The organism is Ruegeria sp. ANG-S4 (genome assembly GCF_000814005.1).
In the GTDB taxonomy this organism is placed as follows: Bacteria; Pseudomonadota; Alphaproteobacteria; order Rhodobacterales; family Rhodobacteraceae; genus Ruegeria.
The window spans coordinates 32,709-59,062 of record NZ_JWLK01000004.1; the positions used below are offsets into that span (position 1 = coordinate 32,709).

At 57.9% G+C, this 26,354-nt stretch carries 27 protein-coding genes, 1 tRNA gene and 1 riboswitch; of the genes, 20 read left to right on the forward strand and 8 right to left on the reverse strand.

Annotated elements, in window-relative coordinates; translation table 11 throughout:
• Positions 1-5 precede the first annotated feature (5 nt).
• The 3 genes from RA28_RS10885 (at position 6) to RA28_RS10895 (ending at position 3,905) form a co-directional block, all read left to right on the forward strand.
• Positions 6-1,928, forward strand: a complete 1,923-nt coding sequence (locus RA28_RS10885; protein WP_039528269.1) for a DUF3604 domain-containing protein — start codon at positions 6-8, stop codon at positions 1,926-1,928.
• Between the two features lie 160 nt (positions 1,929-2,088).
• Positions 2,089-2,919: a peptidylprolyl isomerase gene (locus RA28_RS10890; protein WP_039528272.1), complete on the forward strand. Its 831-nt coding sequence runs from the start codon at positions 2,089-2,091 to the stop codon at positions 2,917-2,919.
• Positions 2,916-3,905, forward strand: coding sequence for a HupE/UreJ family protein (locus RA28_RS10895; protein WP_052261438.1), 990 nt, complete (start codon positions 2,916-2,918; stop codon positions 3,903-3,905). Before RA28_RS10890 ends, RA28_RS10895 begins: the two co-directional genes overlap by 4 nt.
• A gap of 517 nt (positions 3,906-4,422) precedes the next feature.
• Here the strand turns inward: RA28_RS10895 and RA28_RS10900 are convergent.
• A tRNA-Lys gene (locus RA28_RS10900) sits at positions 4,423-4,498 on the reverse strand.
• A gap of 211 nt (positions 4,499-4,709) precedes the next feature.
• Between RA28_RS10900 and dapF the strand changes: the two genes are divergently transcribed.
• The 3 genes from dapF (at position 4,710) to RA28_RS10915 (ending at position 7,255) form a co-directional block, all read left to right on the forward strand.
• Positions 4,710-5,552: a diaminopimelate epimerase gene (dapF, locus tag RA28_RS10905; RefSeq protein WP_039528274.1), complete on the forward strand. Its 843-nt coding sequence runs from the start codon at positions 4,710-4,712 to the stop codon at positions 5,550-5,552.
• Positions 5,549-6,805: a tRNA (N(6)-L-threonylcarbamoyladenosine(37)-C(2))-methylthiotransferase MtaB gene (gene mtaB, locus RA28_RS10910; protein ID WP_039528277.1), complete on the forward strand. Its 1,257-nt coding sequence runs from the start codon at positions 5,549-5,551 to the stop codon at positions 6,803-6,805. The genes dapF and mtaB overlap by 4 nt, the downstream gene beginning before the upstream one ends.
• Positions 6,806-6,997: 192 nt before the next feature.
• Positions 6,998-7,255, forward strand: coding sequence for a hypothetical protein (locus RA28_RS10915; RefSeq protein ID WP_152612077.1), 258 nt, complete (start codon positions 6,998-7,000; stop codon positions 7,253-7,255).
• A 55-nt stretch (positions 7,256-7,310) separates the two neighbouring features.
• Here RA28_RS10915 and RA28_RS10920 read toward each other — a convergent pair whose 3' ends face one another.
• From RA28_RS10920 to RA28_RS10940, 5 genes are all read right to left on the reverse strand, one after another.
• Entirely contained in the window at positions 7,311-8,093 is a 783-nt protein-coding gene (locus RA28_RS10920; protein WP_039528283.1) for a cytochrome c1, read from the reverse strand.
• Positions 8,094-8,111: 18 nt separating this feature from the next.
• On the reverse strand, positions 8,112-9,455 hold the full coding sequence (gene petB, locus RA28_RS10925; protein WP_039528287.1) for a cytochrome b: 1,344 nt from the start codon (positions 9,453-9,455) through the stop codon (positions 8,112-8,114).
• A gap of 12 nt (positions 9,456-9,467) precedes the next feature.
• A complete protein-coding gene (gene petA, locus RA28_RS10930; protein ID WP_039529342.1) occupies positions 9,468-10,052 on the reverse strand; it encodes a ubiquinol-cytochrome c reductase iron-sulfur subunit in 585 nt (194 codons plus the stop codon).
• 298 nt (positions 10,053-10,350) lie between these two features.
• The gene (locus RA28_RS10935; protein WP_039528289.1) at positions 10,351-10,959 is read right to left on the reverse strand and encodes a glutathione S-transferase; all 609 of its coding nucleotides are present in this window, start codon (positions 10,957-10,959) and stop codon (positions 10,351-10,353) included.
• A 54-nt stretch (positions 10,960-11,013) separates the two neighbouring features.
• On the reverse strand, positions 11,014-11,643 hold the full coding sequence (locus RA28_RS10940; RefSeq protein WP_039528292.1) for an FMN-binding negative transcriptional regulator: 630 nt from the start codon (positions 11,641-11,643) through the stop codon (positions 11,014-11,016).
• Between the two features lie 54 nt (positions 11,644-11,697).
• Positions 11,698-11,897: riboswitch (FMN riboswitch) on the forward strand.
• Between RA28_RS10940 and RA28_RS10945 the strand changes: the two genes are divergently transcribed.
• The 5 genes from RA28_RS10945 to cobO all read left to right on the forward strand — a co-directional run bounded on the left by RA28_RS10945 (position 11,882) and on the right by cobO (position 15,980).
• Positions 11,882-12,463, forward strand: a complete 582-nt coding sequence (locus tag RA28_RS10945; RefSeq protein WP_275041373.1) for a 6,7-dimethyl-8-ribityllumazine synthase — start codon at positions 11,882-11,884, stop codon at positions 12,461-12,463. (Overlaps the previous riboswitch by 16 nt.)
• Before the next feature lie 123 nt (positions 12,464-12,586).
• Positions 12,587-13,687, forward strand: a complete 1,101-nt coding sequence (aroC, locus tag RA28_RS10950; protein ID WP_039528295.1) for a chorismate synthase — start codon at positions 12,587-12,589, stop codon at positions 13,685-13,687.
• Positions 13,671-14,333, forward strand: a complete 663-nt coding sequence (locus RA28_RS10955) for an HD domain-containing protein (protein ID WP_052261439.1) — start codon at positions 13,671-13,673, stop codon at positions 14,331-14,333. Before aroC ends, RA28_RS10955 begins: the two co-directional genes overlap by 17 nt.
• A 54-nt stretch (positions 14,334-14,387) precedes the next feature.
• Complete coding sequence (locus RA28_RS10960) at positions 14,388-15,323, forward strand: DMT family transporter (protein WP_039528300.1); 936 nt, start codon at positions 14,388-14,390, stop codon at positions 15,321-15,323.
• 57 nt (positions 15,324-15,380) lie between these two features.
• A complete protein-coding gene (gene cobO, locus RA28_RS10965; RefSeq protein ID WP_039528303.1) occupies positions 15,381-15,980 on the forward strand; it encodes a cob(I)yrinic acid a,c-diamide adenosyltransferase in 600 nt (199 codons plus the stop codon).
• 38 nt (positions 15,981-16,018) lie between these two features.
• Here cobO and RA28_RS10970 read toward each other — a convergent pair whose 3' ends face one another.
• The gene (locus tag RA28_RS10970) at positions 16,019-16,240 is read right to left on the reverse strand and encodes a hypothetical protein (protein WP_039528306.1); all 222 of its coding nucleotides are present in this window, start codon (positions 16,238-16,240) and stop codon (positions 16,019-16,021) included.
• Positions 16,241-16,512: 272 nt separating this feature from the next.
• Complete coding sequence (locus RA28_RS10975) at positions 16,513-17,379, reverse strand: branched-chain amino acid aminotransferase (RefSeq protein WP_039528308.1); 867 nt, start codon at positions 17,377-17,379, stop codon at positions 16,513-16,515.
• A 158-nt stretch (positions 17,380-17,537) separates the two neighbouring features.
• On the opposite strand from RA28_RS10975, the gene RA28_RS10980 reads away from it, so the two are divergent.
• The 9 genes from RA28_RS10980 to napA all read left to right on the forward strand — a co-directional run bounded on the left by RA28_RS10980 (position 17,538) and on the right by napA (position 26,299).
• Positions 17,538-18,050: a MarR family winged helix-turn-helix transcriptional regulator gene (locus RA28_RS10980; protein ID WP_039529349.1), complete on the forward strand. Its 513-nt coding sequence runs from the start codon at positions 17,538-17,540 to the stop codon at positions 18,048-18,050.
• Positions 18,047-18,748: a response regulator gene (locus RA28_RS10985; protein ID WP_039528311.1), complete on the forward strand. Its 702-nt coding sequence runs from the start codon at positions 18,047-18,049 to the stop codon at positions 18,746-18,748. The genes RA28_RS10980 and RA28_RS10985 overlap by 4 nt, the downstream gene beginning before the upstream one ends.
• Before the next feature lie 68 nt (positions 18,749-18,816).
• Positions 18,817-19,743, forward strand: a complete 927-nt coding sequence (locus tag RA28_RS10990) for a histone deacetylase family protein (protein WP_039528314.1) — start codon at positions 18,817-18,819, stop codon at positions 19,741-19,743.
• Entirely contained in the window at positions 19,740-19,982 is a 243-nt protein-coding gene (locus RA28_RS10995) for an exodeoxyribonuclease VII small subunit (protein WP_039528315.1), read from the forward strand. The genes RA28_RS10990 and RA28_RS10995 overlap by 4 nt, the downstream gene beginning before the upstream one ends.
• Positions 19,983-20,849, forward strand: a complete 867-nt coding sequence (locus RA28_RS11000) for a polyprenyl synthetase family protein (protein ID WP_039528318.1) — start codon at positions 19,983-19,985, stop codon at positions 20,847-20,849.
• A gap of 16 nt (positions 20,850-20,865) precedes the next feature.
• Positions 20,866-22,794, forward strand: coding sequence for a 1-deoxy-D-xylulose-5-phosphate synthase (dxs, locus tag RA28_RS11005; RefSeq protein WP_039528319.1), 1,929 nt, complete (start codon positions 20,866-20,868; stop codon positions 22,792-22,794).
• Between the two features lie 213 nt (positions 22,795-23,007).
• Positions 23,008-23,520: a ferredoxin-type protein NapF gene (gene napF, locus RA28_RS11010; RefSeq protein WP_039528321.1), complete on the forward strand. Its 513-nt coding sequence runs from the start codon at positions 23,008-23,010 to the stop codon at positions 23,518-23,520.
• Complete coding sequence (locus tag RA28_RS11015; protein WP_039528324.1) at positions 23,517-23,789, forward strand: chaperone NapD; 273 nt, start codon at positions 23,517-23,519, stop codon at positions 23,787-23,789. Before napF ends, RA28_RS11015 begins: the two co-directional genes overlap by 4 nt.
• Before the next feature lie 17 nt (positions 23,790-23,806).
• Positions 23,807-26,299 carry a nitrate reductase catalytic subunit NapA gene (gene napA / locus RA28_RS11020; RefSeq protein ID WP_039529351.1) on the forward strand — a complete coding sequence of 831 codons (2,493 nt, stop codon included), beginning with the start codon at positions 23,807-23,809 and terminating at the stop codon, positions 26,297-26,299.
• Positions 26,300-26,354: the final 55 nt, after the last annotated feature.

Genomic DNA, 26,354 nt, shown 5'->3' on the forward strand with positions numbered 1-26,354 from the left:
TCAATATGTACCGGGTATCCGCCTTTGCTTTCGCGCTGGTGATTGCGCCAGCTTCCGCTTTCTCCGACGCTGTGCCAAGCGAAGAGGCAGCCGAAGGCTTGTTCCTGGAACAACCCTACTCCCCTTATGCACAACGCAGCTTCCCAGAGCGGCCGTTATGGGGTGATACCCATCTTCACACAGGGCTTTCTTTGGACGCGGGTGCCTTTGGAAACACGCTGCTGCCAGATGACGCGTGGCGTTTTGCAAAGGGTGAGCAGGTCATCTCCTCTACCGGCCAACCTGTAAGGCTGGCGCGACCGTTGGACTGGATGGTTCTTACGGATCACACGGATCTGATGGGGTTCGCTCCGGACCTGCAAGCTGGCAAGCCGGGTGTTATTTCCGACCCAAAAGGATTGGAGTGGTACGAAGGATATAAAGCCGGTGGTGAAGAGGCCGGAAAAACCGCCTTTGATATTATTACAAATTTCTCCCAAATGACGCTGCCGGAAATCCTGCTTGAGTCCTACAGCCCTGGTGCCGACGCTTTTGCGTTCACTTGGGAGCACATTGTTCTCGCGGCCGAGCGGCACAACGACCCCGGGAATTTTACCGCCTTTATCGGGTTCGAGTGGACCTCTGTTCCGAAGGGATTCAATCTGCACCGGAACGTAATGTTGCGGGACGGACCGATCAGAGCACTTCAGATGGTTCCCCCGGTCACGCAACCGCCTTACGGCGACACCGACCCGAAATCGCTCTACGCATGGCTGGAAGAATATCAGGAGAAAACCGGGGGCCGCGCTGTCGCCTTTGCCCATAATGGAAACTTGTCGAATGGATGGATGTTTCCGACCGAGGACACGTACCACGGCGGCAAGGTGGACGAAGAATACGTGGCTGCCCGCGCGAAATGGGAGCCCCACTATGAAGTCACGCAGATCAAGGGCGACGGAGAAGCGCACCCCTTCCTGAGCCCGGACGATGAATTTGCAGACTATGAAAACTGGGACGTTGGCAATCTCGATATCACCGAACTTAAGACAGAAGACATGCTGGCCGGAGAATATGCCCGAGAGGCGCTGAAGCGTGGCTTGATGCTGGAAGAAAAGTTTGGTGTGAACCCCTACAAGTTCGGGATGGGCGGCGCAACGGACAGTCATACATCTTTGGCGACGGCTGAAGAGGACAACTTTTTTGGCAAGTCTGTCAGTGTTGAGCCGTCAGTCTCTCGTATCAAGCATCCATTCATTGCCAATGATCTTGGGGAAATTCCCGGCGATCTTCTGGTCGCGTCCGGGTACACAGCCGTTTGGGCGACCGAGAACACCCGCGCGGCGATCTTCGATGCATTCAAGCGGCGCGAAACCTACGCCACAACCGGACCTCGGATCGGGCTTAGGTTCTTTGGCGGATGGGATTTCAGCGATGCTGACGTCGAAACGCGGTTCCTTGCAAACGTGGGCTATACCAAAGGTGTTCCAATGGGTTCGGATTTGCGCCCTCGCGAAGGCGATGTGGCACCTTCCTTTTTGATTGCTGCATTACGTGACCCGGTTGGTGCCAATCTGGACCGCGTTCAGGTTGTCAAGGGATGGCTCGACTCGGACGGCATCTTGCAGGAAAAGGTCTACGACGTTGCCTGGTCGGATGGCCGTGTGGCTGACGAAAATGGCAAGGTTCCTGCGGTTGGAAACACCGTGGACGTTGAGACCGCAAGCTGGGCCAACACGATCGGCACTGCCGAGTTGGTGACCGTCTGGTCCGACCCGGATTTCGACCCCGACGCAAGAGCGTTTTATTACGTTCGCGCAATCGAAATCCCGACCCCACGTTGGATCCTTTATGACAAGCTAAGGTTCGGCGCAGAGTTGCCGCAAGATGCCGTTCTCACACATCAGGAGCGCGCATATTCCTCTCCGATCTGGTACACCCCGGCGGATTGAAGTGTTTCAGGCATGGGTCCGGAAACCGAGCTTGTGACCTCAGCCGAGTGCAGTCGCCATATGTGTGAAACCTGCTTGTTGCCGGGCTCCTTGCAAAAGTCAATCGGACGATGCCAGCATCGGTCCTGAGAGCACAAGTTCGCGTCACGCAGGAGCCTTCATGCGCATACTGAAAGAACCTCTGTTCCATTTCTTTTTGATTGGAGCGGCTATTTTCGTTTGGTTCCATATTATTGCGCCCGACGGCGAAGCTGTCGAAAACCTGGAAACCATCCGGGTCGACGAGGCCGATGTCGCCCGTTTGGCAGATCAGTTTGAAGCCAGGTGGAAGCGCCGACCGAGCGAGGCCGAGCTACAAGCCCTGGTCGATGCGTCAATTCGTGAAGAAGTTCTGGTCAGGGAGGCAAGAAAGCTCGGTCTGGATCGCGGAGATTCCGTAATCAGGTCTCGGCTGAGCCAGAAAATGGACTTTCTGACAGAGGCAATTGCCACCTCAGTGGTCCCGGAAGACGAAGAATTAGAGGCGTTTCTCAATCGAAATCCCGCACGCTACGCAACATCCGACAAGGTGGCGTTCACGCAGATCTTTCTGGGTGAAGAACCAAGCGAGGCCCAGATCACAACCGCGTTGAATACGCTGAATGCCGGACAGGATGTCACCGTCTCGAATTCTTCGATATTGCTACCTGCTTCGATGCCTTTGACTGCGACCAGAGTTATCGACTCGGTCTTTGGTGCTGGATTTTCAAAGGGTCTCGCAGAGGCTCAAACAGGTCCTTGGACCGGACCGATCCAATCGGGCTATGGTGTCCATCTTGTCCAAGTGCTTGCCTTTGAACCGAGCCGAACACCACCTTTGTCCGAAATTCGCAGTGATGTTCTGCGCGATTGGCGTCGCGCCGCGAGTGAAGATCTGGCGCAGGCGCAGTTCGAAAGCTTGGTCGAGAACTACGAGATCGAAAGTCCCGATCTCTCAGGACCAGACAAATGAGGTTGCTGGTCTGCGTTTTTCTTTTTGTCTTGTGCGCTTGGCCCGCAGGCAAGGCAAATGCCCACGCGCTCGATCCCGGATATCTGGAGATACGCCAAATCTCACCCGTTAACTGGAGCGTCCACTGGCGGAAGCCCGATGTGAATGGCCAACCGATGGCGATTGATGCTGTGTTGCCGGAAAATTGTACACCCGCGCGCGGGCCGTCTCCCATCTCCGATAGTCGAGCATGGGTTTCATCCTGGATTGTCGAGTGCCATGCAGGTATCGCAGGCCAGCCCATTGCAATTGACGGCTTGGACTCCCAAAAGAACGACGTTCTGGTCCGCTTGCTCCCGTTGAATGCCGAACCAACCACGCTTCGTTTCACACCTGAGACGTCCGTGCAAATCACGCCTGCCGAGCAAACGACATGGGCGGTTTTCGCCGCTTACCTCCTGCTGGGTTTTGAACACATACTGGAGGGCTGGGATCACCTTCTGTTTGTTTTTGCGCTTTTCATTCTGGTGCGCGAGCCGTGGAAATTGGTCGGAGCTGTCACTGCATTCACGCTTGCGCATTCCATCACTCTGGCGCTGGCGACATTTGGTGTCTTGAATGTTCCTGGTCCGCCGGTCGAGGCTGTCATTGCGTTGTCCATCGTTTTTCTGGCCATGGAGATCGTAAAGGGTGAAGAGGGCCGGTTCCGGCTTTCAAAACAAAAGCCCTGGATCATTTGTTTCGGATTTGGGCTGTTGCACGGCCTTGGTTTTGCTGGCGCTTTGGCTGATATTGGACTGCCCGCGAACGATATTCCGGCGGCCTTGCTTGCCTTTAACCTGGGCGTTGAAGCCGGACAGCTGAGTTTTATCGGCGCATTGGCTCTGCTGGTAGCGATCTGGCGGTTGACGGCGCATCCGATCAGTCGACGCGCGACAGTGATTGCCGCATATGGCATCGGTTCGGTGTCGATGTATTGGCTGATAGAGCGAATAAGTGGCTTTTGATTGTGTTGCGGCGGCTTTCTATTGCTCGGTTCGAAAATGGATCAATGTGAATTGGTGCCACCAATTGACTTGGGTCTTTGCCTTTGATCACCGCGCCCCCAGATGGACTGTGACGCGGGACCTCTAGTGCAAACCTGGGTACAGCCTTAAAAATGGGTTGCTCCCAAGGCATCGAATACAAGTGTTTCTTTCCGAGACAACGGGAATGGCAGAACGCGTTGGATACAGATTAGCCAAACCAGTGGTGCGACTTGATGAAGCCAAGCGAATTTTTGAGACCGGCTAGGCGTACCTCAGTGTAAACAACGCCGTTTGTCCAGCGGTTTTGACCTTCGCAAAATACCCGCAATTGGGACTCACTACCAAAAAAGAGTGAGGCCACGCCGAATTAAATTTTGCATTCACCCAACGATACCGCGCCGTATGCATCCGGAAACTTTAGAATTCGAAACTGTGATCGTACGCTTGTGTATTCAAAGCGCAATCTTATCTGCGAACGGCCTTGTATTTAAAAAAGTGGTGAGCCGTGCAGGATTCGAACCTGCGACCCACTGATTAAAAGTCAGTTGCTCTACCAACTGAGCTAACGGCCCACTCTTTTGTCGGATCGCATGGATCCGTGGCGCTCTGTAAGGTATTTTCCCGATCGGGTTCAAGCCCTTATTTCGCACCCCGTTTCGCCGACATTCAACTGGTGTCCGGCGCCCCGATAGGCGGCCTAATTAGGCAGGGGATGCGGGGTGGTCAAGCCCTTTTTTCAGGAATCTCCCGCATAGGGTGGATTCACATCCGCACCAACGTTATATGCCCGCCATGCAACAGGTAAACGACACCGAACTGCCCTTTATGAAGATGCACGGGCTGGGCAATGACTTTGTCATTGTGGACGCGCGCGCGCAGGCAGGCGCGATCACACCGGCCATGGCCAGAGGAATCGGGCACCGTCAGTTTGGTGTCGGCTTTGACCAGCTTGCCATAATCGAAGCCGGTGAAACGGATGCACATCTGACGTTTTACAACGCGGACGGTTCGACCTCGGCGGCCTGCGGAAATGCAACCCGTTGCATAGCCCGGTTTTTGATGAACGAGAGCGGAAAGTCCGAACTCAATCTGACCACGGAACGCGGCGCGTTGACAGCCAGAGATTCGGGGGACGGTCTGACCTCGGTCAATATGGGGCTGCCGCAACTTCGCTGGGATGAGATTCCGCTGGCCGAAGAGATGGATACGCTGAGATTGCCAGTCGAAGGTCGTCCCACGGCGACCGGTATGGGCAACCCGCACTGCACGTTCTTTGTGGATGATGCCGAGGCTATTCCGCTGGACGAGTTTGGCGCACGCTATGAGAACCACCCTCTATACCCCGAGCGCACGAATGTGCAGGTCGCTCAGGTCTTGGGTCCTGACCATATCCGGATGCGTGTTTGGGAACGTGGCGTGGGGATTACACTGGCATCCGGTTCGTCGTCTTGCGCGACCGCAGTCGCATCTGCGCGGCTTGGCCTGACCGGGCGCAAGGTACAGATAGAACTGGATGGCGGCACGATCTGGATCGACTGGCGCGACGACGGTGTGTGGATGACCGGTCCGACCTGCCATGTGTTCTCTGGTACTTTGACGTCTGAGTTCCTGAGGTCGCTGGGATGAACGCGCCCAAGTTCACAACGTTGGGCTGCCGCCTGAACGCCTATGAAACAGAGGCGATGAAAGAGCTTTCGCGGCAGGCGGGTTTGACCGACGCAGTGGTGGTGAATACTTGCGCCGTAACAGCCGAAGCAGTGCGCAAGGCGCGGCAGGAGATCCGGAAACTGCGGCGCGAGAACCCGAACGCGCGGTTGATCGTCACCGGATGCGCCGCGCAAACCGAACCTCAGACCTTTTCGCAGATGGATGAGGTGGACGCAGTTATCGGCAACTCCGAGAAAATGCGGCCCGGTACGTGGAAGGGCATGGCGGCGGACTTCATCGGCGAAACCGAAGCCGTTCAGGTTGATGACATCATGTCCGTAACGGAAACCGCAGGCCACTTGATCGATGGCTTCGGCACACGGTCGCGTGCCTATGTTCAGGTTCAGAATGGCTGCGACCATCGTTGCACGTTTTGCATCATCCCGTATGGCCGTGGGAACTCGCGTAGCGTCCCGGCTGGTGTGGTTGTGGATCAGATCAAGCGGCTTGTGGACAAGGGATATAACGAAGTCGTTCTCACAGGCGTTGATCTGACCTCGTGGGGGGCGGACCTGCCTGCGCAACCGAAGCTGGGCGATCTAGTCACGCGTATCCTGAAACTGGTGCCTGACCTGCCCCGTTTGCGGATCAGTTCGATCGATTCCATCGAAGTGGACGAGAACCTGATGCAGGCCATCGCAACCGAGCGTCGCCTGATGCCGCACCTGCATCTTTCACTGCAGCACGGAGATGATCTGATCCTGAAACGGATGAAGCGCCGTCACCTGCGCGACGATGCCATTCGGTTTACCGAAGACGCGCGCAAACTGCGGCCGGACATGACGTTCGGCGCCGATATCATCGCGGGCTTTCCAACCGAAACCGATGCGCATTTCGAAAATTCCCTTAGGCTGGTTGCGGAATGCGATCTGACATGGTTGCACGTGTTTCCCTATTCCAGGCGTGAAGGCACGCCTGCGGCCCGCATTCCACAGCAAATCGACGGGCGCGTGATCAAGGACCGCGCCGCCCGTTTGCGCGCAGCGGGCGAGGCGCAGGTGGCCAGGCACCTTTCGGATCAGGTCGGCAAATCCCATCACATCCTGATGGAGAACCCGCATATGGGCCGAACCGAGCAATTCGCCGAAGTCGCATTCTCGAAGTCCCAAGCCGAAGGCCAGATTGTGCAGGCTGCGATTACAGGTAACGACGGAAACCGGCTGACGGCATAGCATTAACGGTGCCCATCATGGCGCTTGGCCGACGTGTCATGCCAGCACAAAATCAGCACGCGTAGTCTCTTGCGAATGATCTCAACAGGCGCGCTTCGCTACGCGAACTTGTGACCGTGATGCGTGTCACATCGCGCTTTCTTAAAATTTGCTATGATTGGCAGCAGGATCATCAGCAAACGAGGAAGCAATATGGACAAAGTTGTAATTGGCAAACTCGAAAAGCTAAGCATGGCTCTGGCAAAAGCCGAAGGAATGGCCGGCCTGATCAGACAAAAGCGGGCGGATATCGAGAAAAAGAGTTTCAAGCTGCCGCCGATCAAGGCCGCCGAAGCGATGAAGCAAGTGCGCAAGCTGCTGGACCAGCAACACAAAGTGGATATGAAAGTGCAAAAGGCACGGGCCGCGTATGACAAGGCCGTTGCTGAAGCCGTGAAAAAGATGAGCTGATAAAAAAACCCGCCGATCAGGCGGGTTTTTCCATGCATGTTGGTGTGTAGGCAGGTCAGTGCTGCTTTTTGCCCTTCACAGGTGCCCACAAGCGCTTGTTGACCAGATACAGGATCACCGACAGGACGGTCAGAAACAGAACACCGACGAATCCCGCGTTTTTGCGGTCCATCATCTTGGGTTCAGCGGCCCACATCAGGAAGGCTGAAACGTCCTTGGACATCTCTTCGACCGTGGCGGCGTGACCATCGGCGTATTCGACCTGATCATCCGACATCGGCGGGGCCATCGAGATCCAGCCTCCGGGGAAGGCCTTGTTCTCGTACAGGATCGTGCCTGCCTCTTCTTTTTCTTCTCCGGTATAGCCATCCAGCAGCGAAGCGATGTATTCCGCGCCACCCATGCCCTTGACCAGTTGGTTGATGCCCAGACCGTAGGGGCCGTGGAACCCGGCGCGGGCCTTGGCCATCAGGCTCAGGTCAGGTGCACCGACGGCATCGTTTGCCGGGAAGTGGTCGGTCGGGATGGCCGGGCGGAAATCGTCCAGCTCGGGATCGAACACTTCAAAGTTGTCAGCCGCATAGGTGATGACCTGCTCTTCCGAATATCCCAGCGCCTCAAGGTCGCGCAGGGGTACATACCGCAGGCCGTGGCAGGCCGCACAGACCTCGGTATAGACCTGAAGGCCACGCTGAAGCTGGCTTTCGTCGAAAGTGCCAAACGGACCTTCGAACGAAAAGTGGAAGTCCTCGACATGCCCCTCGCCACCTGCCGCGAAGGACGCAGCAGGGGTCAATGCGACGGCAAACGCGGCACCGATTGCAAGTTTCTTGAACATTGTATCCGGTCCCTCTTTTTATTCGGCCGGAGCCGCTGCAGGCGTGGCTTCGGCATCAGCCTTGCCATAATGCGCGTTGAAGTCTTCTTCGATGGTTTCCGGGGGAACAAGCGGTTTCTCGATAACCCCCAGGATCGGCAGGATCACAAAGAAGTAAGCGAACCAATAGGCCGACGCGATCAGCGAGAATGTGGCATACGGTTCCTCGGCAGGCATCGCACCCAGCCACATCAGGGCAAAGAAGTCGATAACCAGCAGGTAGAACCACCACTTGAACATCGGGCGGTACTTGCCCGAACGCACGGTCGAGGTATCGAGCCACGGCGCCAGTGCCATTGCAAGGATCGCACCGAACATCGCCAGAACACCAAAGAACTTGGCGTCGATGATGCCGCCGGTGATGAAGCTGGCGAACTGCACGACCCAGACCTCGCCGGTGAAGGCGCGCAGGATCGCGTAGAACGGCAGGAAGTACCATTCAGGCACAATATGCGCCGGTGTCACCAGCGGGTTGGCTTCGATGTAGTTGTCCGGGTGGCCCAGATAGTTCGGCATGAAGCCGACAATGGCCCAGAACACGACCATGATTACGGCCAGTGCAAACAGGTCCTTGATCACGAAGTAGGGCCAGAAGGGCAGCGTGTCTTTCTCGGCCTCGGCTTTCGAGCCGCGGCGCACCTCAACTCCGGTCGGGTTGTTGTTGCCGGTGGTATGGAAGGCCCAGATATGCACGATGACCAGTGCCGCGATGATAAACGGCAGCAGATAGTGCAGCGAGAAGAAACGGTTCAGCGTGGCGTTGTCCACCGCCGGTCCGCCCAGCAACCAGGTCTGGATCGCCTCACCCACAAACGGGATCGCGCCAAACAGGCCGGTGATCACGGTCGCACCCCAGAAGGACATCTGACCCCAGGGCAGCACGTAACCCATAAAGGCGGTGCCCATCATCATCAGGTAGATCAGCATCCCGATGATCCACGTGATCTCACGCGGGGCTTTGTACGAGCCATAGAACAGGCCGCGGAACATGTGGATATACACCGCGACAAAGAACAGCGATGCGCCGTTCATGTGCAGATAGCGGATAAAGTAGCCACCGTTCACGTTGCGCATGATGTGCTCGACGCTGGCAAAGGCCAGATCGACATGCGGCGTATAGTGCATCACCAGAACGATACCGGTGACGATCTGCAAGACCAGGCAGAAGGCAAGGACGATACCCCAGATCCACCACCAGTTCAGGTTCTTTGGCGTGGGGATCATGATGGTGTCGTATATCAGGCCGACGATCGGCAGGCGGCTGTTCAGCCACTTTTCACCGTCTGTCTTCGGCTCGTAATGGTCGTGGGGAATTCCTGACATATTGGGTCTCCCTTAGCCGAGGCGGATTGTGCTGTTGTCCACCCATTCGGCAGGCGGAACAGGAAGGTTTTCAGGCGCGGGGCCTTTGCGGATGCGGCCCGCAAGGTCATAGTGCGATCCGTGGCACGGGCAGAACCAGCCGCCAAAATCGCCAGCATCGCCAAGCGGTACACAGCCAAGGTGGGTACAGACGCCCATCTGGACGATCCAGGCCCCCGGCGCTTCACCCTCAGGCGAGGGCATGACGCGGTTGGCGTCCGTGGCAGGCGCATCTGCGTTCAGGTTAAAGTTACGGGCCAGCGGGTCAGGCAATGCGCCGACGCCTTCGGCATCCTGTTCTTGCGCTTCCGCGATCTCGGCACCGGTGCGGTGGCGGATAAAGACGGGCTTGCCCAGCCATTTAACGGTCAACTGCGTGCCCGGTTCGACCCCGCTTACATCCACGCGGATCGAGGACAGCGCCTGCACATCCGCCGAGGGGTTCATCTGGTTGACGAGGGGCCATACGGCTGCACCCGTTGCAACGACACCTGCGCCGCCAGCGACGTAATACAGGAAATCTCTGCGGGTGCCTTCGTGGTCTTCTGCGTGGGACACGAGGTTCTCTCCGATTGTCTGGCGCCCGCGGACGGGCATATAGCTCGCGCACCGCACGAATGCGATGTCTTAACCGCGCTATCTATCGGGGAGAATAGTGTTCGTCCAGCGGTCATAAACGCGCAATACGCCGCATCTGGGCTTTCAGGTCACTACGCGGAGGCCAAATTTCAAGATGCCTCTGGTTCTGAGGCCGATTTTTTCGCCTCGAAGTGCCGCAGCGACTGCCTGATTCGGTCGGGATTCCCGACCGGTGCGTTCTGAGGCGGAACAGTTCATCCCCGATTCAATGCATCGTTCAGGCCGGCGGTCGCGTCTCAACCATGCTGGGCCGTGCGTCGAACTCGGCATACCATGTGGCCAAGGCATCGTTGCCTTGACGCCATCCACGCGCGTCATGGCGCAAATCCAGGTAGCCAAGCGCACAGCCGACCGCAATCTGACCCATATCGAGTGACCCCGACAGATTCGCCATCCAGCGTTCGGTCAAAGCAGCGCACGCGCGATCAATCTTGTCCCACTGCGCGTCGACCCAGTCGCCCCACTGCTTGTCGGCAGGGCGCAATCGATTCTCGTATGTCATCAGAAGGGCCGCATCCAGAATACCGTCCGCCAGTGCCTCAAGCGTCAGAACATCCCATCGGGCCGGTCCGTCAGGATAAAGCCCTGCCTGGGCGCGCGCATCCAGAAACGCGCAGATCACCCGGCTGTCAAACAGCGTTGGACCATCCGGCCGCTCCAGCGCGGGCACTTTGGTCAATGGCGCCTTGCCGACCAACGCCTCGGCCGGAGAGATTGGCGTACCCGTTGCGGGCAGCAACTCAACGTCGTCCAGCTGACCGGTTTCGTGCAACAATACCATAACCTTACGGACATAGGGCGAGGTTGGGCTGTGATAGAGTTTCATATCCTGTCTCCTTGCTGACTGCACCTTAGCCTTTGCCAGGCAAAGCGAAACCCTTCAGGTTTTGTCTGGCCCTGCGGCGCGCATCAAAGCCTGCAGCGCCTCCAGCTCCGAGCCGAAACCATCGGGCCAAACACGCTCAGCCGCGTTCAGCCTCACGGTCTCTGACTTATTCTGGTTGAGCTTCCATGTCCCCTGTATGTCGTCGATCTGCATACGGCAGGGAACGATCATACGCAGCATCTTTGTCAAAGCCTCGTCCGACATCTTGCCAGTGGTCCACTGCGGTTTCGGCCGCAAGCGCACCTCATAGAACGCAGACTGGCGGTCCAGCAGATCCAGCAGAGTATCCTGCGGCATCTTCTCAAGCGTTCCGATCAAATGCACGGCAACGTAGTTCCACGTCGGAACCTGATCCTGCACCCCATACCAGTCGGGCGAGATATACCCATCCGGTCCGGTTACAGCGATGCGCGCGGCCTTCGGCTGTTTCAATTCGCGCAAAACGGGGTTTGACCGAACCAGATGGAGCTCCGCGATCGCACCATCCTGGCTCAGCAGGAATGGAACGTGGCTCAGCAACGGCGCGCCTTCTATCGACAAAGCCAGAACGCCAAACGCCCGATCGCGTGCGAACCCGATGTGCCGGGCGCGGTCTTCGGCACGAAACGCGGGATTTGGATGCATCTGAAACCTCCCGCCTATCCTCTTGCAGAACGGACCGGTTCTTGGCAAGGTCTGCGGCGTTCTCAGGGCGGGGCGAAATTCCCCACCGGCGGTATGCGGGCATGGACCCGTAAGCCCGCGAGCGGCCCCGCAGCGTCCACAATCCGAAAAGTGGGAACCGGTTTTCGGACAGATCGTGGAACCACCAAGGGGTGTCAGCAGATCTGGTGAGAGGCCAGAGCCGACGGTTATAGTCCGGATGAAAGAGAATGCGCAGCGCGCCGTTTCGGCGTGTCTGCTCGTGATCGCCTTGGGTGACGTGTCATGCCGTGCTGGCAGCGAAATTCGGGAACCGGTTTTCGCGATCGCCAGCAGGCCACCAAACCGAAAGGAGATCGCCATGACACACACCCGCTATGCTTTCGTCAAAGCCAACTGGCATTCTGATATCGTCGACCGCGCGTTAGAGGGGTTTCTGGACCTCGTCCCCGCCGACCAAGTCGATGTGTTCGATGTTCCGGGAGCATTCGAAATGCCCCTTTTGGCCCGCGACCTGGCCCAAACCGGGCGCTACGCCGCCGTCGCATGCGCGGCCTTTGTCGTGGATGGTGGCATCTACCGCCATGACTTCGTGGCGCAGGCCGTGGTTGATGGCCTGATGCGCGCAGGAATGGATACCGGCGTTCCGGTTCTGTCCGTGTCCCTGACACCGCACCAGTATCAGGAAACCGACCACCACAACGCCATCTACCGCGCACATTTTGTGGAAAAGGGACGCGAGGCCGCACACGCCGCGCTAAAAATCACCGAAGCCCGCGCGAAAATCGCGCACGCGGCCTGATCTTCATCTTTTCAAAAATACTCAAACGCGCTGCCCATCGGGCAGCGCATCCAGTCAAAACGCAATTGCGCTTGAGGCCGGGGGCCTTGCCCGCTAATCACGACGCTCAAAGGAGCATGCCCCATGTCGATGAACAGTTTTGGCCACCTCTTCCGCGTCACCACCTGGGGTGAAAGCCACGGACCGGCCTTGGGAGCCACCGTTGACGGCTGCCCGCCGGGTGTTCCGATTGACGAGAGCATGATCCAGCACTGGCTGGACAAGCGCAAACCGGGCCAGAACAAGTTCACCACTCAGCGGCGCGAAGCCGATCAGGTGAAGATCCTGTCCGGCGTGTTTGAAGGTCAGACGACTGGAACGCCGGTCCAGCTCATGATTGAAAACACCGATCAGCGCTCGAAAGACTATGGCGATATCAAAGACAAGTTCCGCCCGGGGCATGCTGATATCACCTATTGGCAGAAATACGGTATCCGCGACTATCGCGGCGGCGGGCGCAGCTCGGCCCGTGAAACCGCATCCCGCGTCGCTGCCGGTGGGCTGGCGCGCGAGGCGATCAAACAGATCGCGCCGAACGTGCAAATCACCGGCTACATGACCCAGATCGGACCGCGCAAGATCAACCGAGACAACTTCGACTGGTCCCAGATCGAACAGAACCCGTTCTGGACGCCGGACGCTCAGGCCGCAGAAGACTGGGCCACCTATCTGGATGACCTGCGCAAATCCGGAAACTCGGTCGGCGCGGTGGTCGAGGTTGTGGCGCGCGGCGTTCCTGCCGGGCTCGGTGCGCCGGTTTATGCCAAGTTAGACACTGATCTAGCCGCTGCGATGATGTCGATCAACGCCGTCAAAGGCGTCGAGATCGGCGAAGGAATGGCCGCCGCCGAACTGACGGGCGAAGCCAACGCGGACGAGATATTCATGGGTCAGGACGGCCCGCAATATAGTTCCAACCATGCGGGCGGTATTTTGGGCGGTATTTCAACAGGGCAGGACGTTATTTTGCGCTTCGCGGTCAAACCAACCTCTTCAATCCTGACCACCCGCAAAACGATTACCAAATCCGGCGAAGAGACCGAGATCATCACCAAAGGCCGCCACGACCCCTGCGTTGGCATCCGTGCCGTGCCGGTGGGTGAGGCGATGATGGCCTGCGTGATTCTTGACCACCTGCTGCTGCATCGCGGTCAAATTGGCGAGAACCGTGGACATATCGGCTGATCTGCGCGCGCGGCTTCGCGGCATTGTCGCGCAGCGGATGGAAACCGATCCGGCCCATGATCTGGCGCATCTGGATCGCGTCTGGAACAACGCTCAGGCCATTGCGGACGAACAGGCAAACATGCAGGTCCTGCTGGCCGCCTGCTATCTTCATGATCTGGTCAACCTGCCCAAAAATGATCCGGATCGCCATCTTGCATCTCGTAAATCCGCACAGATAGCAGAGCCTATATTGAGGGATTTGGGTCTTGATGATCCTGCAATCCGCTTAGCGCAACACGCCATCGAGGCGCATAGTTACTCGGCCAACATACCGCCACGCTCAACCGAGGCCCGCATCCTGCGCGATGCGGATCGACTTGATGCGCTGGGCGCAATCGGCATCGCCCGTTGCTTCGTTGTGGCCGGTGCTTTGGGTCGAACACTTTATGACCCAAAGGATCCCTTTGCTGAAACGCGCGAGTTGGATGATTTGACCTACGCAATGGACCATTGGCGGGTCAAACTGCTGACCTTGCCAAAGGACATGTTGACCGAAGGTGGACGCGATATGGCGCACAAGCGGGTGTCTCAGATGCTTGGGTATCTTGAGGTGTTTGCGGAAGAGATTGGCCATCCTGTTCCCGACAACTGGAAATCCACCTGATTGGTACAATCCCGTCGTTGATCTTTCTGGGTCAAAAGCGCAGGGTCGCGGCCAATGGCACAATCCTTAACATCGCATCGACCTATGCTTGCCGTTGGTCTGAAACTGGCCGCTTTGATGCTGTTCACGTCGATGTCGGCCTTGGTCAAAGCACTGTCCGAGGATTTCCCACCGGGTGAGCTGGTGTTTTTTCGTTCATTGTTTGCAATCCCCGTCATCATAATCTGGCTGATTGCGCGCGGAGAATTGGCGCAAGGCTTTGTGGTCAAGAAACCGATGGGACATTTCTGGCGGGGCGTACTGGGGACCGGCGCAATGGGACTGACCTTCACAGGCCTCAGTCTGCTGCCGCTGCCCGAGGTCACGGCCATCGGTTACGCGACACCGATTTTCACCCTGATTCTAGCCGCCGTCATGCTGGGCGAGCGTATTCGCATGATCCGTATCGGCGCGGTCGCGATCGGACTGCTGGGCGTTCTGATCATGATCTGGCCCCGGCTTGGCACCACCCAGATGGAGGTCGCCGCAACTGTCGGTGCGCTGTGCGTCCTGGGCGCAACCATCGCCCGCGCGTTCGTTCAGATACACATCCGGCAACTGGTCAAGGTCGATCACCCGGCTGCTATCGTCTTTTACTTTTCGATGACGGCCACGCTTTTGTCGGCACTGACCGCTTTTTGGGGCTGGACCATGCCGACAGTGAATCAGGCTCTGATATTGGTCTCAATGGGCCTTGTTGGTGGCGTGGCCCAGATTCTCGTCACGTCTTCATATCGCTTTGGGCAGGCCTCGATGTTGGCGCCGTATGACTACACGACGATGCTGTTCGCGATCGTGATCGGCTATATCTGGTTCGATGAATTGCCGACGCTTGCGATTTTGCTGGGTGCAGCGCTGGTGATTGCGGGAAATGTTGTTGTAATCTGGCGTGAGCATCAATTGGGGTTGGAGCGTGGCAAGGCCCGCTCGGTCACCGACCCCAAAGCCTGACCTTTACCTTTCGAAAACTTCGCCTAGTTTGGGCCGCACAAAAAACGAGGTTCCCCCATGAGCGACGCGCAGGATCACAAGGAAAAGATGCAGAAGGTGCAGGCCCAGCACCGCAAGAAAGTGTCCGAGGCGGTCGATCCGGGCAGAGGCTTGATTCTGATCAATACCGGCAAAGGCAAGGGCAAGTCATCGGCTGCGTTTGGCGTGGTCATACGTGCGCTGGGCTGGGGTCAGAAAGTGGCCGTCGTGCAGTTCATCAAAGGCAAATGGAAAACCGGAGAGCGCCGGTTCTTTCAGGATCGCGATTTGGTGACATGGCATACAATGGGCGAGGGATTCACCTGGGACACGCAGGACCGCGAGCGCGATATCGCCGCCGCAAATGCTGCTTTCGACAAGGCGCGCGCGCTGATGTCGAGTGGCGAATATGACTTGGTCGTGCTGGACGAGATTAATATCGCCCTGCGCTATGAATATTTGTCCGTCGAGCAGGTCATAGCGGGACTGGATGCGCGGTCGGACAAGACCAGCGTCTTTCTGACGGGACGCGATGCGCCGCAGGAATTGTGCGACTACGCCGATCTGGTGACCGAAATGACCGAGGAAAAGCACCCGTTTCAATCCGGGATCAAAGCGCAGCGCGGCGTCGACTACTGATTTGCGAAAGGTGGGTGTCGTTTGAAGCGCTGCACCCGCTAGGGATCGCGGCGCGACAGGACCTGTTCGAACACGTAACGCACTGATCCGCGTCGGCTGGCGGCGCTAGGCGGCAGCGCATCCGCGTCATTGGTCTGGTCAATCGCGAGTTCGCGTCTTTTCTGCTCGACATATGCTGCAAAGTCGTCGTCACAACAGCCGCAGCCACAGGCGGTGGCCGCGTCATGCTTTGCAATTACTTCGTCGAGCGGGTCTCCCATCTCTTGCCTCTCAGATACGCATGGCATGTCCGCAGTTCGTTTCCGAGGCGGCGGCAAGCTCTCACTCCGTCGCGCGCTAAGCCCGCAAACCGCCTCGAAATCTGGTGCTGGAATTCGGTTTTTCTGGCGTCGATTCTTATCTGATTGTTTTAGTCAGATTTTTCAAGTCGAAAAACTGCTCAGGGCCGCCGGAAAGTGAGTCAGGCGGCTCTTCTTGCTGAAGGCAGAGAACGAATACCGGGCTGCATGCACGCAGCCCGCTGAAACCCGAGCTATGCGCGCACGAGTTTTTCGTAGTCTTCGGCAATCTCGCGGGTCAGATCCCCGACGTCGAATGTATAGTCGCCGATCTGGCCAACCGGGGTGACCTCTGCCGCGGTGCCGGTCAGCCAGCATTGCTCGAAATCGGCCATTTCCTCGGGCTGGATGCGGCGTTCATGGACTGTGACGCCTTTTTCCTTGAGCATCTCGATGACCGTCTGGCGGGTGATCCCATTGAGGAAGCAATCTGCCAAGGGCGTGTGGACCTCACCATCTTTGACGAAGAAAACATTCGCGCCGGTCGCCTCGGCGACGTAACCGCGCCAATCCAGGAACAGGGCGTCCGAGCACCCTTTTGCCTCGGCCTTGTGCTTGGAAATGGTACAGATCATGTAAAGACCGGCCGCTTTGGCGTGGACGGGGATCGTTTCCGGGCTGGGACGCTTCCATTCAGCGATGTCCAGCTTGGCGCCCTGCATTTTGGCATCGCCGTAATAGGCGCCCCAAGGCCAAACGGCGATTGCCATGCGAACCGGGTTCCGTGCAGATGCAACGCCCATATCTTCGCCCGAGCCGCGCCAGACAAGGGCGCGGACATAGGCGTCTTTCAACCCGCTGGCTTTCAAGGCCTCTTCCTTTGCGGCTTCGATCTGGTCGACCGAGTAAGGCATCGGCATGTCCAGCGCCTCGGCCGAGGCGATCAGCCGCTCGGAATGCTCGCGGCTTTTGAAAATCTTGCCATTGTAGGCGCGTTCGCCCTCGAAGACCGACGAGGCATAGTGCATTGCATGAGACAGGATATGCACATTGGCCTCACGCCAATCTACCAGTTCGCCATCCATCCAGATGACACCGTCACGATCGTCATACCCCGCCATGCGAACCCTCCTGAACCGGGATGAATTTTCAGATGTTGCGCAATTCAAATGGATTTTCACATAAATGTTGCGCAAAATCCGGGGATCGATACTCCTGCGGTCTTGGAATGTCAACAACGCTGACATAAACTCGGCCGACACAACATATGAGGCGCGATATGTCCGAAATCCGGCCTGCTCCGGCGTTTAGCGGCGAAAGCCTGCTGTTTCTGACGGATGAGCAGTTGCGACAGGGCATCGAGGCGATGTTCTTTGCTTATCGCGGCTTCACCGCCGACCCCGATCGCATTCTGGAGCAAATGGCGTACGGGCGGGCACATCATCGTGCGATACACTTCATCAACCGTGCTCCGGGCACGACGGTGAACAATTTGCTGGCCATTCTGGGCGTCACGAAACAATCGCTCAATCGTGTTTTGCGCACCTTGATTGAAGATGGTTTAGTGGAAAGCCGTGTCGGGACTGTGGACAAGCGTGAAAGGCACCTATTTTTGACAGAGAAGGGTAAGGCCCTCGAAACGCGATTGTCCGACGCCCAGCGCGCGAGGATGCGGGCGGCATACAAAGATGCGGGTCCCGAGGCCGTTGCAGGGTTTCGCAAAGTGCTTGAAGCGATGATGGATGCTGATATGCGTCATGCATACACCAAACTGCGGGATACCACTTCATGAGCGATATGGATGCGCATCTTCTTATCATCGACGATGACGAGCGAATTCGAGATTTGCTCAAGAAGTTTCTGATGCGCAGCGGTTTTCTGGTGACGTCAGCCCGCGACGCAGCCCACGCCCGTCGGGTTTTGTCGGGGTTGGATTTTGACCTGATCGTGATGGATGTGATGATGCCTGGTGAGGATGGCGTCAGCCTGACGCGTGCATTGCGCGAGACGCACACAACGCCAATTCTGTTGCTGACCGCCAAGGGGGAAACAGAGCACAGGATCGCCGGGCTTGAAGCTGGGGCAGATGACTATCTGGCCAAACCGTTTGAACCCAAGGAGCTGCTGCTGCGGATCAACGCAATCTTGCGGCGGATGCCCGAAACCGCAGCGCAGGACACAGCTGCGAAAATCCTTCATCTTGGCCCGATCCGCTATGATATCGAGCGCGGCGAAATGTGGCAGGGTGAGGACCCCGTGCGGCTGACCGCGACGGAAAGCCAGTTGATGAAGATATTTTCGGGTCAGCCGGGCGAGCCGATCAGCCGCGCAAAGCTGGTCGAGGATCTGGGTCGCGACAAGGGACAGGCACAAGAACGCGCCGTCGACGTTCAGATTACGCGGTTGCGCCGCAAGATTGAGCAGGATCCCAAACAGCCTCGGTATTTGCAGACCGTCCGCGGGGCGGGTTATATGCTGGCGCCGGATTGATTGTGCCGCTGCGCGGCGATTTTTGCCTTCGGCGAGGATATTTTTAGCCAGATGAAGATGGGATCCTTATGAAGACCGCCCTTTTGACCCATGCCGATTGTCTTGGGCATGTGACACCCCAAGGACATCCCGAACGCGTTGCCCGGCTGGAGCATGTCCTGCACGCGTTAGAGGGGCTTGAAGTTGAACGGGTTACAGCGCCCTTGGCGGCTGATGACGATCTGCTTCGGATTCATCCTGAAAGCTACATACGTGAAGTCAGCGACAACCGGCCCACTGACGGATTCACGCAAATAGATGGCGACACGTTCATGTCGCCCGGATCGGTGGACGCCGCGTATCGCGCGGCGGGCGCGGTGGTCCGCGCCGTGGATCTTGTGCTGGGTGATGAGGCGCCAAATGCGTTTTGCGCCGTGCGTCCGCCGGGCCATCATGCCGAAAGAGAAACGGCGATGGGGTTCTGCCTGTTCGGAAACGCGGCGCTTGCCGCCAAACACGCGCTGGATCACCACGGTCTGGACCGGGTGGCGGTTGTGGATTTCGACGTCCACCACGGGAATGGGACGCAGGACCTTTTGTGGGACGAAGCCCGTGCGTTGGTGATCACCAGTCAACAGATGCCACTTTGGCCGGGCTCGGGCCGCCCAGACGAAACCGGGGCTTACGAGACCGTTCTGAACATCCCGCTTGCCCCCGGAACGGGCGGGTCCGAAATGCGGGCCGCGTATGCGGCGCAGGCTTTCCCCAGACTGCGGGCCTTCAGGCCAGAGTTGATAATCATCTCGGCCGGGTTTGATGCGCATCAGGATGATCCATTGGCCAATCTCAATTGGTCCACCGGGGATTTCGCCTGGATCACCGCCCAACTGTGCCAGATCGCAGAAGAGCATTGCCAGGGCCGTATCGTCTCGACTCTGGAAGGCGGTTATGATCTGAACGCACTGGCCGAAGCGACGCGCGCCCATGTAGAAGAACTGATGAAGGCAGCCCGATGACCCATACACCCGTTGAGCAGATGACTTTCGAACAAGCGATGAAAGAGCTTGAGGCCGTTGTGGGCCAGTTGGAACGCGGCGACGTGGCGCTGGATCAGTCTATCGCATTGTATGAACGCGGTGCTGCATTGAAAAAGCGGTGCGAAGACGAGCTCAAACGGGCAGAAGAAAAAGTTGCGGCGATCACGCTGGACTCGGATGGTCAACCGACCGGGACAACGCCTGTCGAAGGTCAATAGATGTTTCGCGAAATCCTTGCGCAGGATGCCGTCCGCATTCAGGCGCAGTTCGACCGTGCATTCAGGTCACTGGAAGATCTGGTCGTGACCCAAGCGATGGCCTATGCCACGCAGGGGGGAAAACGTTTGCGCGGGTTTCTGGTGATGGAAAGCGCGCGTTTACATGGGGTCGAGCCGGATCGGGCAATCTGGCCTGCGACGGGGATTGAGGCGCTTCACGCCTATTCCTTGGTTCATGACGATCTGCCTTGCATGGATGACGACGACTTGCGGCGCGGCCGACCAACTGTCCACGTGAAATGGGATGAGGGCACGGCGGTTCTGGCGGGGGATGCCCTTCAGGCGCTGGCGTTCGAAATGTGTACGCGTCCCGAGATAGGTGCTGCGGACATTCGCGCGGAACTGGCTCTGGCCTTGGCAAAAGCCAGTGGTGCGCAGGGGATGGTATTGGGTCAGGCGCTGGATATTGCAGCCGAGACATGCCAAAGCCCGCTGACGCTGGATGAAATCACCCATCTGCAGGCTGGAAAAACCGGCGCGTTGATCGAGTGGTCGGCCTGTGCCGGCGCGAGGCTGGCGCAGGCTGACCCCGAACCCCTGCGCCGATATGCCCAAGCCCTTGGTCTTGCTTTTCAAATCGCTGATGACATCTTGGATGTCGAGGGAGATGCCGAAAAGGCCGGCAAGCGACTGCAGAAAGACGCCAAAGCGGGCAAGGCCACGTTCGTTTCGCTTTTGGGCTTGGACGCAGCCAAGGCACGGGCCGAGGAGCTTGTGGAACAGGCTTGCACTGCTCTGGACGGATATGGTTCGAAGGCAGAAACCTTGAAGCAGGCTGCCCGCTTCGTTATTGCCCGGGACAGCTAAGCCAAGAAAGCGCCAAATGTCTGAACGCCCCAATACGCCCCTGTTGGACCTTGTGAACCGCCCGGCGGATTTGAAGCAGTTTTCGGATGCTCAGTTGCACCAGCTGGCACAGGAGTTGCGGGCCGAAACGATCTCGGCGGTTTCCGTGACTGGCGGGCATTTGGGTGCCGGGCTGGGCGTTGTGGAATTAACCACCGCGCTTCACGCGGTTTTCGACACGCCGCGTGACAAGATTGTATGGGATGTGGGGCATCAGTGCTATCCGCACAAGATTCTGACGGAACGGCGAGATCGAATTCGCACTTTGCGTCAGAAGGACGGGCTTAGTGGATTCACAAAGCGCAGCGAAAGTCCATACGATCCCTTTGGTGCGGCGCATTCCAGCACGTCGATCAGTGCCGCGCTTGGTTTTTCCGTGGCGCGCGATCTGGGCGGTGTGACACCCGAAGGTCTGGGTGATGCGATTGCCGTTATCGGTGACGGTGCGATGTCTGCGGGCATGGCGTTCGAAGCCATGAACAACGCCGGCCACTTGAACAAGCGCCTGATCGTTATCCTCAACGACAACGAGATGAGCATTGCGCCGCCGGTGGGGGCCCTGTCCAGTTACCTGTCGCGTATCTATGCCGAAGAACCATTCCACGACCTGAAAGCCGCCGCAAAGGGCGCTGTTTCCCTACTGCCCGAGCCGTTCCGTGAGGGTGCCAAACGGGCCAAGGAAATGTTGAAGGGCATGGCCGTCGGTGGAACATTGTTCGAAGAACTGGGGTTTTCCTACCTCGGGCCCATTGATGGGCATGACATGGATCAGTTGTTGCCGGTACTTCGGATGGTTCGGGCCAAGGCGACTGGGCCGATCCTGATCCACGTCCTTACAAAGAAAGGAAAGGGATACGCCCCTGCCGAGCAAGCCCGGGACAAAGGGCATGCGACTGCCAAATTCGACGTTGTCACGGGGGAACAGAAAAAGGCTCCGTCAAATGCGCCGTCTTATACCTCCGTCTTTGGCAAAACGCTGGTCGACGAAGCGGCGCGGGATGACAAGATCGTCGCCGTCACTGCGGCGATGCCGGATGGCACCGGATTGAACCTGTTTGCGGAACGCTACCCTTCGCGCTGTTTTGATGTTGCGATTGCGGAACAGCACGGCGTGACCTTTGCTGCCGCGTTGGCGGCCGGTGGAATGAAACCGTTCTGCGCGATCTACTCGACATTTCTGCAGCGGGGATATGATCAGGTCGTGCACGACGTGGCGATCCAGCGCCTGCCGGTCCGTTTTGCCATTGACCGCGCTGGGTTGGTCGGTGCCGATGGCGCGACCCATGCCGGATCCTTCGACATTGCCTATCTCAGCAACTTGCCGGGATTTGTCGTGATGGCCGCGGCGGATGAAGCTGAACTGATGCACATGGTGGCCACCGCCGCCGCCCATAGCGACGGCCCGATTGCCTTTCGCTATCCGCGCGGCGAGGGCGCGGGCGTCGACTTGCCCGAGCGCGGCGAGGTTCTGGAGATCGGCAAGGGCCGCATGATCCAAAAAGGCGCACGTGTTGCGCTGCTGTCCTTCGGCACCCGATTGGCCGAAGTTCAAAAAGCTGCCGAGGCTCTGTCGGCCCGCGGGATCACGCCCACCGTCGCAGATGCCCGCTTTGCCAAACCGCTTGATCGCGACCTGATCCTGGAACTTGCCGCAAACCATGAGGCGTTGATCACCATCGAAGAAGGGGCAATTGGCGGATTTGGCAGCCATGTCGGGCAGTTGCTTGCGGAAGAGGGCATCTTTGACCGGGGCCTCAAATACCGCTCGATGGTGCTGCCCGACACGTTCATTGATCAGGCCAGCCCGGCGGATATGTATTCTGTCGCGGGCATGAACGCGGAACACATCGAAGCCAAGGTACTGTCGATTCTCGGTGTCGCTTCAATCGGCGAAAAACGGGCCTGAGTCGCGCTTGGTAATTTCCAAGTAAGGCGGTTGAGCGGGTCATCGACTTTCGCAACGTTGCGGCAAGTCATTCATAATAATATGAATATTTTATTCCGACGTGGTTTCCCATTCCCAGAAAATGTTCTGAGTCACATTCGCTGACTTCGTGCTAGGCTAGGCCTGCAAGCAAGCGATTATTGCGCTGTCAGATGTACCGAAAGTGGCAAGCAAATGAACAAGCTAGCAAGCCGACGCGCGTTTTTGCGCGGCCGAGTTCTACGACCAGACCGGTCCACCATCCGGCCTCCGGGTGCGGTGGATCACAGCTTTTTTGAACTGTGTCACGACTGCGATGTTTGCGTTCAGGCCTGCCCACAGGACATTATTACCATTGACGCTCAGGGTTGGCCCGAGGTGCGTTTTGAAAACGCCGCCTGCACCTTCTGCGGAGATTGCGCTGACGCGTGTCCGACCGGTGCATTAGACCGTGACCGTGTTTCTGATTGGCCTTGGCGTGCAAGTTTTGCGGCCACCTGCCTATCGAAAAACGGCGTCACCTGCCGAATTTGTCAGGACATCTGCGATCGGGATGCGTTGCGGTTTCGCCTCCAGCTTGGCGGGCGATCCGAACCAGTTCTGGACACGGACGCGTGCACCGGTTGCGGCGCGTGTGCTGGTGCTTGTCCGGTTCGGGCCATTGGGTTTGAGCGCCCGACGCAAGACGGACCGGAGGTTTCGGCATGAATATTTGCGGCTGCCTCGTTCATGTTGCGCCCGGTTCCGTGCAAGGCGCACAGGACGCAATCAACCGCGTAAACGGTGCCGAAGTTCACGCCGCCACCGATGACGGGCGCCTTGTCGTTGTCGTCGAAGATACAGATGAGCGCCTGGCATCCGAGACGATCATGGATCTGCACCATGTGCCGGGCGTGATCTCGCTTTCGCTGACCTACCACCATTTCGAAGACCTTACTGAGGCGCGCGCGCACGATCCCGCCTCTCACCAGACATGAAGCCGGAGACCCATGCCATGACCATCTCTGAATCCCGCCGCACGTTCTTGAAAGCGACCGCTGCCGCCGCAACGGCCTCGACCGCCGGACTATCGCTGACACCGGGACCCGCCGACGCTCAGGTCGGAGGCCCGGACATCAGGTGGGACAAGGCGCCCTGCCGGTTTTGCGGGACAGGCTGCACGGTCCTGGTCGGCACAAAAGATGGCCGCGTCGTTGCCACACAGGGCGACCCGCAGGCCGAGGTCAATCGGGGCCTCAACTGCGTTAAGGGTTATTTCCTGTCCAAGATCATGTACGGCAAGGACCGCCTGACGCAACCGTTGCTGCGTATGCGCGACGGCGAATACGCAAAGGACGGCGATTTTGAACCGATCTCATGGGATCAGGCTTTCGACATCATGGCTGAGAAGTGGAAAGAGACGCTTAGCAGCAAAGGGCCAGAGGGCGTCGGCATGTTTGGTTCCGGCCAGTGGACGGTATGGGAAGGATATGCCGCATCGAAACTGATGAAGGCGGGCTTTCGCTCGAACAATATAGACCCTAATGCGCGCCATTGCATGGCGTCCGCCGTCATGGGCTTTATGCGCAGTTTTGGCGTGGATGAACCAATGGGGTGTTACGACGACCTCGAAGCCGCGGACACGTTTGTCTTGTGGGGGTCGAACATGGCCGAGATGCACCCCATCCTCTGGTCGCGGCTCACCGATACCCGGCTGACCAAGAAGGACTGTCAGGTCCATGTACTGTCGACGTTCGAACACCGGTCCTTCGAACTCGCCGATAACGGGATGGTATTTACGCCGCAAACCGATCTGGCGATCCTCAACTATATTGCCAACCACATCATCCAGACGGGTTCCGTAGACGAAGAGTTCCTGTCCAAACATGTGAACATCACCAAGACGGCCCAGGATATCGGGTACGGACTGCGGGACGAGCACCCGTTGCAGCTCGCTGCCGCCAATCCGAACTCTGGCGAACTTACCCCGATCAGTTTCAACGAATACGCCGAGTCGGTTAAGCCATACACGTTGGACTACACAGCCGAACTGTCCGGCGTTCCTGCCGAGAAACTGGAAAAGCTGGCACAGCAGTACGCAGACCCGGACCGCAAAGTCATGAGCCTTTGGACAATGGGCTTTAACCAGCACACTCGCGGGTCATGGGTGAACTCGTTGATGTACAATGTCCATTTGTTGACCGGAAAGATATCGGAGCCCGGAAACTCGCCCTTCTCGCTGACAGGACAACCCTCTGCCTGCGGAACCGCGCGTGAGGTCGGCACCTTTGCCCACCGCCTGCCTGCCGATTACGTCGTCACCAATCCCGAGCATCGCGCAAAGGCCGAGAAAATCTGGAAACTGCCCGAAGGGACTATCCCCGACAAGGTTGGTTTTCACGCGGTGCAACAGAACCGAATGCTGAACGACGGCGTGCTGAACGCGTATTGGGTGCAGTGTAATAACAACATGCAAGCGGCCCCGAACATGAATGAAGAAGGTTGGCCCGGCTATCGCAACCCCGATAACTTTGTAACTGTGTCGGACCCATACCCGACCGTCACGGCCATGTCGGCGGATTTGATCCTTCCAACGGCCATGTGGGTCGAAAAAGAAGGGTGTTATGGCAATGCGGAGCGCCGCACACAAATGTGGCGCCAGCAGGTGCACGCGCCGGGCGAGGCCAAATCCGACCTGTGGCAACTTATGGAGTTTTCCAAACGCTTCACCGTCGAAGAGGCCTGGGGAGAAGATTTTGTCGCCACAGCGCCCGACATGGCCGGAAAGACCCTGTACGACGTTCTTTTTAACAATGGAAACGTTGACAAATTCCCGCTCAGCGAAATCCAGCACGGCCATCCGAACGACGACGCCAATCACTTTGGCTTTTACGTGCAGAAAGGCCTGTTTGAAGAGTATGCGGAATTCGGACGCGGCCACGGCCACGACCTTGCACCGTTCGAGCGATACCACGAAGAGCGTGGCCTACGCTGGCCGGTTGTTGACGGCAAAGAAACCCGCTGGCGCTATCGCGAGGGCCACGACCCGTATGTCGAAGCGGGATCGGAGTTGCAGTTCTATGGCTTCCCCGACAAGAAGGCCAAGATCATCTTCGCGCCTTACGAGGCCCCCCCGGAGGTGCCGGACGAGGAATACGACCTTTGGTTCTGCACCGGTCGGGTTCTGGAACACTGGCATTCGGGCTCGATGACGCGCCGTGTGCCTGAATTGCACAGATCGTTCCCGTTGGCCGTTCTCTACATGCATCCCGATGATGTCGCGGATCGCGATCTGCGGCACGGTCAGGAAATCAAGATAAAGACCCGTCGGGGCGAGGTGACAAGCCGGATCATGACCAAGGGCCGAAACAAGGTGCCACGCGGTTTGGTTTTCATGCCTTGGTTCGATGAAGGCCAGTTGACGAACAAGCTGACCCTTGATGCGACCTGTCCGCTTTCCAAGCAAACTGATTTCAAGAAATGCGCCTGCAAAGTCGAGCGTGCCTGAAGCAGCGATGGCAAACCGAGATTTAGCCGTCCAGCCAAAGACAAGGAACATGCAA

What these genes read in the sequence shown, in the direction of transcription:
- dxs (WP_039528319.1), top strand. Translation starts at nt 20,866, where the DNA reads ATGTCTGAACGCCCCAATACGCCCCTGTTGGACCTTGTGAACCGCCCG.
- RA28_RS10995 (WP_039528315.1), top strand. Translation starts at nt 19,740, where the DNA reads ATGACCCATACACCCGTTGAGCAGATGACTTTCGAACAAGCGATGAAA.
- RA28_RS10935 (WP_039528289.1), bottom strand. Translation starts at nt 10,959, where the DNA reads ATGAAACTCTATCACAGCCCAACCTCGCCCTATGTCCGTAAGGTTATG.
- RA28_RS11015 (WP_039528324.1), top strand. Translation starts at nt 23,517, where the DNA reads ATGAATATTTGCGGCTGCCTCGTTCATGTTGCGCCCGGTTCCGTGCAA.
- RA28_RS10945 (WP_275041373.1), top strand. Translation starts at nt 11,882, where the DNA reads ATGAAAGAGAATGCGCAGCGCGCCGTTTCGGCGTGTCTGCTCGTGATC.
- RA28_RS11000 (WP_039528318.1), top strand. Translation starts at nt 19,983, where the DNA reads ATGTTTCGCGAAATCCTTGCGCAGGATGCCGTCCGCATTCAGGCGCAG.
- RA28_RS10920 (WP_039528283.1), bottom strand. Translation starts at nt 8,093, where the DNA reads ATGTTCAAGAAACTTGCAATCGGTGCCGCGTTTGCCGTCGCATTGACC.
- RA28_RS10960 (WP_039528300.1), top strand. Translation starts at nt 14,388, where the DNA reads ATGGCACAATCCTTAACATCGCATCGACCTATGCTTGCCGTTGGTCTG.
- petB (WP_039528287.1), bottom strand. Translation starts at nt 9,455, where the DNA reads ATGTCAGGAATTCCCCACGACCATTACGAGCCGAAGACAGACGGTGAA.
- dapF (WP_039528274.1), top strand. Translation starts at nt 4,710, where the DNA reads ATGCCCGCCATGCAACAGGTAAACGACACCGAACTGCCCTTTATGAAG.
- aroC (WP_039528295.1), top strand. Translation starts at nt 12,587, where the DNA reads ATGTCGATGAACAGTTTTGGCCACCTCTTCCGCGTCACCACCTGGGGT.
- RA28_RS10990 (WP_039528314.1), top strand. Translation starts at nt 18,817, where the DNA reads ATGAAGACCGCCCTTTTGACCCATGCCGATTGTCTTGGGCATGTGACA.
- RA28_RS10940 (WP_039528292.1), bottom strand. Translation starts at nt 11,643, where the DNA reads ATGCATCCAAATCCCGCGTTTCGTGCCGAAGACCGCGCCCGGCACATC.
- RA28_RS10895 (WP_052261438.1), top strand. Translation starts at nt 2,916, where the DNA reads ATGAGGTTGCTGGTCTGCGTTTTTCTTTTTGTCTTGTGCGCTTGGCCC.
- napF (WP_039528321.1), top strand. Translation starts at nt 23,008, where the DNA reads ATGAACAAGCTAGCAAGCCGACGCGCGTTTTTGCGCGGCCGAGTTCTA.
- RA28_RS10890 (WP_039528272.1), top strand. Translation starts at nt 2,089, where the DNA reads ATGCGCATACTGAAAGAACCTCTGTTCCATTTCTTTTTGATTGGAGCG.
- RA28_RS10985 (WP_039528311.1), top strand. Translation starts at nt 18,047, where the DNA reads ATGAGCGATATGGATGCGCATCTTCTTATCATCGACGATGACGAGCGA.
- cobO (WP_039528303.1), top strand. Translation starts at nt 15,381, where the DNA reads ATGAGCGACGCGCAGGATCACAAGGAAAAGATGCAGAAGGTGCAGGCC.
- RA28_RS10885 (WP_039528269.1), top strand. Translation starts at nt 6, where the DNA reads ATGTACCGGGTATCCGCCTTTGCTTTCGCGCTGGTGATTGCGCCAGCT.
- RA28_RS10970 (WP_039528306.1), bottom strand. Translation starts at nt 16,240, where the DNA reads ATGGGAGACCCGCTCGACGAAGTAATTGCAAAGCATGACGCGGCCACC.
- RA28_RS10975 (WP_039528308.1), bottom strand. Translation starts at nt 17,379, where the DNA reads ATGGCGGGGTATGACGATCGTGACGGTGTCATCTGGATGGATGGCGAA.
- napA (WP_039529351.1), top strand. Translation starts at nt 23,807, where the DNA reads ATGACCATCTCTGAATCCCGCCGCACGTTCTTGAAAGCGACCGCTGCC.
- mtaB (WP_039528277.1), top strand. Translation starts at nt 5,549, where the DNA reads ATGAACGCGCCCAAGTTCACAACGTTGGGCTGCCGCCTGAACGCCTAT.
- RA28_RS10980 (WP_039529349.1), top strand. Translation starts at nt 17,538, where the DNA reads ATGTCCGAAATCCGGCCTGCTCCGGCGTTTAGCGGCGAAAGCCTGCTG.
- RA28_RS10915 (WP_152612077.1), top strand. Translation starts at nt 6,998, where the DNA reads ATGGACAAAGTTGTAATTGGCAAACTCGAAAAGCTAAGCATGGCTCTG.